Here is a 2551-nt window from a genome sequence, read left to right on the forward strand (position 1 = left end):
GCCGGCGCCATAGGTGGACTCGCCGATAATGGTGGCGCGCTCGAGGGCCTTGAGATGATAGGGAAAGGCTTCACCGGCTGACCCGGTCCGGGCGCTGGTGAGGACGTAGAGCGGCACATCAGGGCGATTGCCGGCCGGATGGGATGGCAGCGACCAGAGCTGGTTGGGATATTCCAGGTCACGGGAGACGAAGGTGTTGATCAGCGTGTCGCCGCCTGGCGCGAGGAAATGGCTGATCAGATATTGCACCATGGAGGGGGCACCACCGCCATTCTGGCGCACATCGAAAATCACCGCATCGGTCCCGGCGACAAATTGCAGCGCGGCGCGGGCCGTAGACTCCGCCGGCTCGATCGGAGCGAATTGGCGCAGGTCGATATAGCCGATATTGCCAGGCAGGATCTCGACGCTGGCAAATCCGAAATTCTGGCGACGCAGCGGGGCCCAGCGATCACCGTCAGACGGGCGCGGGCCGCTCTCGCGGGGGGCGTTGGCGGCGGCGACCGCCTCCGGGCCAACATAATTGACGCCGAAATGGCGGTCTTCTTCCGACAGGCGTGCGGTCAGGGCGGACGCCAGGGCCTCGGCTTCCTCAATGACGTCGAAGGCGCCGTCGGAACTCGCTGACCGCAGGTCTTCGGCGATTTGCGCCGCGCGCTCGGCGTCGAAGAACTCGTCCTCGATCACTTGTGCGAGAGCGGTGACTGCCGCGTCGCGCTCTGAGTCACTGATGGATGTCTGGGCTGATGTGGTTGATGAAAGTGCGAGAACCAGCGCGCCCGAGACCAAGCCTGTCGTGATTTGTTTGAGCATTGTGACCCCCTCTTGGCCCGCAAGCATCCGCCAAAACCATGTGGACTCAACTTAATTGGGGTTCATCAGGCTGCAATGGAGACGAATAAAAGCCTTTCAGGCATGGACCGGACTGCCTAGTGTGCTGCCGATCTTCAATCTTGTCCGGGGAGGGGACACGTTTTCATGTATCAGGAATCTACCGCGACGGAGGCTGGTTCGACGGACGGTTTGACCGCGCTCTACGAAACGGTCGTCGGCGGCATCGAGACCTTCAGTGATTTTCTCTGGGGCGGCAATTGGGGTGACCAGGTCATCCTGCCTGTCGGTCCGATCACTATTCTCCTTCTGGGCACCGGCCTGTATCTGATGATTGGCTTGCGCTTCATGCCGCTTCGTCAGCTGCCGCGCGCCTTCCGTTCGATCTTTACAGGCGGCCACGACAAGGAAGACGGCGCGATCTCGCCCTTCCAGGCACTCGCAACAGCCCTGTCTGGCCAGGTCGGCACGGGTAATCTTGCCGGCGTCGCAACCGCGATCACGCTGGGCGGCCCGGCCGCAATCTTCTGGATGTGGATCACGGCCTTGGTCGGCATGGCCTCGGCCTACGGTGAATCCATGCTCGCCGTCCGCTATCGCGAGCATCCCAAGGACGGCAATTCCAGCGTGGCTGGTGGTCCCATGTACTACATCAGGAACGGTCTCGGCCGCAGCTGGATGTGGCTTGCCGTTCTGTTTGCTGTCGGGACGCTGTTCTCGGCCCTGGCGACCGGCAACATGATCCAGTCCAACTCGCTGACCAACGGCCTCGTGACGGCGCTGGGTAATGGCGGCCTGATGGATCCGGACGCAATGTCCTCGAAGATGATCGTCGGCGCCATTCTCGCTGTCGTGACCTTCATCGTGATCATCGGCGGCATCAAGTCGATCGGCTCCGTGGCCGGCCGGGTCGTGCCAGCCATGGCCGTGACCTATGTCCTGGTCGCGCTTGTCACTCTGGTGATGAACATCGCAGAAGTGCCGGCAGCCTTCATGTCGATCTTCCAGGGTTTGTTCGAGCCGCAAGCTGCGGCGGGTGGTTTCCTGGGCGCGTCGATCGCCGCGGGCATCCGCTTCGGTGTTGAACGTGGCCTGTTCTCCAACGAGGCCGGTCAGGGTTCTGCTCCGATCGCCCACGCCGCCGCTCGTACCAAGGACCCGGTCCAGCAAGGCAAGATCGCCATGGTCGGTACCTTCCTGGACACGATGGTGATCTGCACCATGACCGCGCTGGTTATCCTCACAGTGACCGGTGATTTCGTCTATAACGAGGCCGGCGAAACGATCGGCTATGCCTGGCAGGCCGGATTGGAAGGTATTCAGGTCACGCAGGGTGCCTATGCCTCGGCATTGCCGATGGGTGATTGGTATATCGCGTTGATCCTGGCCTTCTTCGCCTTCACCACCATTCTGGGCTGGTCCTATTATGGTGAGCGGGCCATCGCCTTCCTCGGCGGTGAGAAGATGGTTCTGCCTTTCCGCCTCGTCTGGGTGGCGTTCGTTTTCATCGGCGCGCTTCAGCAGGTCGATGTGATCTGGCGACTGGGCGGCATTGCCAATGCGGCGATGGCAGCCCCGAACCTTATCGCGCTGCTCTTGCTCTCTGGAGCGATCTTCAAGATCACCAAGGAGCATGACGCCAAAATCGTCGATGGGTCGCTGGATGTCGATTACGACGCCAGTGCACATGTCGACGACGCTTCGGCTGCCGAGGCCGATG

Annotated in this window: 2 protein-coding genes; one reads left to right on the forward strand and one right to left on the reverse strand. The window is 61.7% G+C overall.

From position 1 onward, the window contains the following. On the reverse strand, positions 1–813 hold an 813-nt coding region (locus tag QZ266_RS02420), incomplete at its 3' end, for a S41 family peptidase (RefSeq protein ID WP_295691358.1). Positions 814–978: 165 nt separating this feature from the next. On the opposite strand from QZ266_RS02420, the gene QZ266_RS02425 reads away from it, so the two are divergent. Further along, positions 979–2551, forward strand: a 1573-nt coding sequence (locus QZ266_RS02425; protein ID WP_295691360.1) for a sodium:alanine symporter family protein, incomplete at its 3' end; no start/stop codon positions are given.

This window comes from uncultured Maricaulis sp., assembly GCF_905480005.1.
Taxonomy (GTDB): Bacteria; Pseudomonadota; Alphaproteobacteria; order Caulobacterales; family Maricaulaceae; genus Maricaulis.